We start from the raw sequence: 3,733 nt of genomic DNA, 5'->3' as shown, positions 1-3,733 counted from the left end.
CTCATCTTCCCAAAAGAAAAGTTCGCGTTTCCATTGATTGTGCTCAAAATGTAAATCTGAATTAAAAATAAGTTCGTTTTTCATAATATGTATTTTAGCGTTTTATATTAAATTCTTTAACTATTATATTTCCACCTTCTTTTGTGTAGCCATAATCAAATTTTGGAAAATAGTTCTGTGATACTTTAAAGCCTATGGAACCTCCAATAATTAAGGAAATAAGTATTGTTTTTGTTGGATTCATGACTTTTAACGTTTTTTGACTATTAAAGTTCTCAAATAAACTAGAGAGTAAAAATGATTCTTATCAATCGCTACTATTTTCTGGATTTTTTTTTGTACGCTTTCCTAAAATAATTTCAAGATCTTCTAAATAAACTACTTCTTTTTTCAATAAGAGTTTTGCTAAAGTTTCCAATTCATTTTTATGTTTTGTTAATAAATTTTTGGTTCTTGTATAAGAGGTATCTATCAAATCCTTTACTTCTTTATCTATTAACATTGCCATATTTTCACTATAAGGTTTTCCTAAAAAGCGTTCATTTTCACCGGTTGAATCGTAAAAACTCATAGGGCCAATTTCATTGTCCAAACCATAAAAAGCAACCATATTATATGCTTGTTTTGTAACTTTCTCCAAATCGTCTAAAGCTCCAGATGAGACTTCATTAAAAATAACTTCTTCTGCTGCTCGCCCTCCTAACGATGCACATATTTGATCTAAAAATTGAGCTTTGGTTATAATTTGACGCTCTTCTGGAAGATACCAAGTAGCACCTAAGGATTTTCCTCTTGGTATAATAGATACTTTTACTAAAGAGTCAACATGCTCCAAATACCAGCTCGCTATAGCATGACCAGATTCATGATATGCTATAATTTTCTTTTCTATTGGGGAAATAATTTTACTTTTACGCTCTAAGCCTCCAATAACACGGTCTCTGGCTTCCATAAAATCTCGCTGTTCTATAAACTGCTTTTTATAACGCGCCGCAATAAGTGCTGCTTCGTTGCAAATATTGGCAATATCTGCTCCAGAAAAGCCTGGACTTAAAGCAGCTAAAGCATTTATATCTACATCTTTTGCAAGTTTTAACTTGCGAATATGTACTTTAAAAATTTCTTCACGCTCAGTTTTATTGGGTAATTCTAAATAAATATGCCTATCAAATCTTCCTGGACGCAAAAGGGCTTTATCCAAAACATCTGGTCTGTTGGTGGCAGCAAGAACGATTACTCCAGTATTTGGCCCAAAGCCATCAAGTTCTGTAAGTAACTGGTTCAAAGTGCTTTCGCGCTCATCATTTGCCTGAAAAGCGTTCACTTTCCCTCTAGATCTACCAACGGCATCAATTTCATCAATAAAAATAATACTTGGTGCTTTACTCTTTGCTTGCTTAAATAAATCGCGCACTCTAGAGGCGCCAACACCAACAAACATTTCAACAAATTCTGAACCTGACATTGAGAAAAATGGCACTTTTGCTTCGCCTGCAACAGCTTTAGCTATAAGCGTTTTTCCTGTTCCTGGCGGTCCTACGAGCATAACTCCTTTAGGTATTTTTGCTCCTAACTTTGTATAGGTTTCTGGGTTTTTAAGAAAATCCACCACTTCCATAACTTCAACTTTAGCTTCTTTTAAACCTGCTACATCTTTAAAAGTTACAGCGCTTTTACCTTCTGTTTCTAGAATTCTGGCATTTGTTTTACTGAAATTAAAAAGCGAACTGCCAGGACCACTACCACCGCCCATTCTTCGGAAAATAAATAACCAAAAAAGAATAATTATGGCAAACGGTAAGATCCAAAATAGTGTATCTATTAAATTAGTTCTATTTTGATAAAGAATATCTATTTTTTCTTCCGACGAAAATCCTTCTTGTGCTTTTGCTAATTTATTTTCAAAACTTTCTACTGAGCCAATGGTGATGTTATAATGCGGTCCTATTTTAGAGGAAAACAAGTCATTAGCTAATTCTTGGTATTTTGGGTCTCGTAATTTTTCTTGTTTGATATAAATTTCTGCAACTTCTTTATTTATAACCACAATTTTAGCAACATCATGTTGACCTAACATTGTTTGTTCAAATTGTTGCCAACCAATTTCTTTAATTTTAAATGACGGAAAAAAAAACCATGAAAATATAAATAGTGACATCAGCAATAAAAAAAACCAATTAGGTTTATAGCCTTTTGGTGACGGTTTTTGGGAATTATTAGTATCACTATTTTTTAAACCCTCCATAATTTTAATTTATTTAGTTTTCTATATAAATTAACAACCCACACCGCTTAAATACTTAATTATTAATTTTTATATTTTTATAATATCTGTAGGTGTTTCAACTAAAATTGTTTTATTACCTCGTAACACAATGGGTTGTTTCATAATTTCTGGATTTTTTTTAATCATTTTAATCCAATCTTCCGAAGAAAAATCATGATGCTCGAATTTTGAAATATAAGCTGGATGTTCTTGATTTACCAAATCTTTAATTTCCATATTTAACCTATCTGCTAATTCTGCAATTTGGGTTCCGGTTAATGGTGTTTTTAAAATATCAATTTTTAAAATTGGCAAACCTTCTGCTTTTGCATACGCCAAGGTTTGTTTTGCTCTTATGGATTCTGAATTGTAAAACAGGGTTATTTGTCGTTCTGATGTAGCTATTTCTCCCATAATTTATTCTTATGCGTTACTAAATGGTACGATATTATTAAAATTTATTATCATTTAACTTTTTTAGGTTAGTTCTAAATTATTTAAAAAAAGTTACTTTTAAAATGATGTTGGTCACTTCTCTTCTTTTTGTTTATATTGTTTTGTTTTATTTATCCATTTATTTCTTTCAATTATGTGCTTTATTTTATTGTAAAAAAAATTAGAGTAACTATTAGTTAATATGTTTTTGTTTTTTTAATTGAAAAGCATTCGATAAATCAAAATAAGAATTGAAATTCCATAAATGCTTGTGTAAATCAATTTGTTATATTTTGCCAACCAATTTGGTAAAAAAATATCAAAATTATCTTTGCTGGAATCTGAATATTTTCGAGCAATTACAGTTAAAGGACAAAACATTCTGAATATTAATAACACAAATCCCTCCATTAAAACCAAGCCGGTACAAATCCAAACCCATATGCCTATTTTATTGATGATTACGGCATACAATAAGTAAAATATAACCACACATTATAAAAGACCCAGATAATAGTGTGGATACTCTTAATAAAGAGTAATTTACTTTCTTGATTCATCTTTTATTCCTTATTTTTAATTTTCGTTTTTATTCTATTGAACTGTAATCATAATTAAGAATTAATACTTTTTAATAAAAAAACCTATTCATTCGTTCATCTTTTTATCTAAATTAATAGTATTATATTTTACATCAAAAATTTCAAAGTCCAACCAATTAAAATCTCCTTCTTTTAATTTCCAAAACACACTACATTTTGTTGGTATTTTAAAACCATCAAATTTTTTATATTCTTGGGTTGTTACAAACCAGGTTTTCCAAGGTTGTATCTTTTCCAGAGTTGTAATAACGTTGTGCTTCAAAAGAACTCATTTCACCTTCATTAGAAAACTTAAAAACTCCTGAAACTATTTTTCCATTGTAAGTAAATGTAGCTTTAGCAGAAGTTGAATTAATTCCTTCCCAAGTCATATAATTTTCCAAAGCAGCTGAAGGAAACCAAGTCATTTCCGCCATATACCGAATCATTG

At 30.2% G+C, this 3,733-nt stretch carries 5 protein-coding genes; all 5 read right to left on the bottom strand.

Annotated elements, in window-relative coordinates:
• Positions 1 to 94: 94 nt before the first annotated feature.
• Positions 95 to 244 (bottom strand): hypothetical protein, encoded by a 150-nt coding sequence (locus AB1Z17_RS04540; protein ID WP_368050608.1) that lies wholly within the window; start codon positions 242 to 244, stop codon positions 95 to 97.
• A 63-nt stretch (positions 245 to 307) separates the two neighbouring features.
• Entirely contained in the window at positions 308 to 2,245 is a 1,938-nt protein-coding gene (ftsH, locus tag AB1Z17_RS04535; RefSeq protein WP_368050607.1) for an ATP-dependent zinc metalloprotease FtsH, read from the bottom strand.
• 69 nt (positions 2,246 to 2,314) lie between these two features.
• Positions 2,315 to 2,680, bottom strand: coding sequence for an arsenate reductase family protein (locus tag AB1Z17_RS04530; protein WP_368050606.1), 366 nt, complete (start codon positions 2,678 to 2,680; stop codon positions 2,315 to 2,317).
• Between the two features lie 669 nt (positions 2,681 to 3,349).
• Positions 3,350 to 3,565, bottom strand: coding sequence for a DUF6544 family protein (locus AB1Z17_RS04525; RefSeq protein WP_368050605.1), 216 nt, complete (start codon positions 3,563 to 3,565; stop codon positions 3,350 to 3,352).
• Positions 3,489 to 3,733 (bottom strand): DUF6544 family protein (locus AB1Z17_RS04520; protein WP_368050604.1); only part of this gene is annotated, 245 nt, incomplete at its 5' end. The genes AB1Z17_RS04525 and AB1Z17_RS04520, both read right to left, overlap by 77 nt.

This window comes from Lutibacter sp. (genome assembly GCF_040883305.1).
Lineage (GTDB): Bacteria > Bacteroidota > Bacteroidia > Flavobacteriales > Flavobacteriaceae > Lutibacter.
The sequence above is the reverse complement of the archived record's forward strand: the minus strand, read 5'-3'. Positions and strand labels throughout refer to the sequence as shown.

What these genes read in the sequence shown, in the direction of transcription:
- AB1Z17_RS04530 (WP_368050606.1), bottom strand. Translation starts at nt 2,680, where the DNA reads ATGGGAGAAATAGCTACATCAGAACGACAAATAACCCTGTTTTACAAT.
- ftsH (WP_368050607.1), bottom strand. Translation starts at nt 2,245, where the DNA reads ATGGAGGGTTTAAAAAATAGTGATACTAATAATTCCCAAAAACCGTCA.
- AB1Z17_RS04540 (WP_368050608.1), bottom strand. Translation starts at nt 244, where the DNA reads ATGAATCCAACAAAAACAATACTTATTTCCTTAATTATTGGAGGTTCC.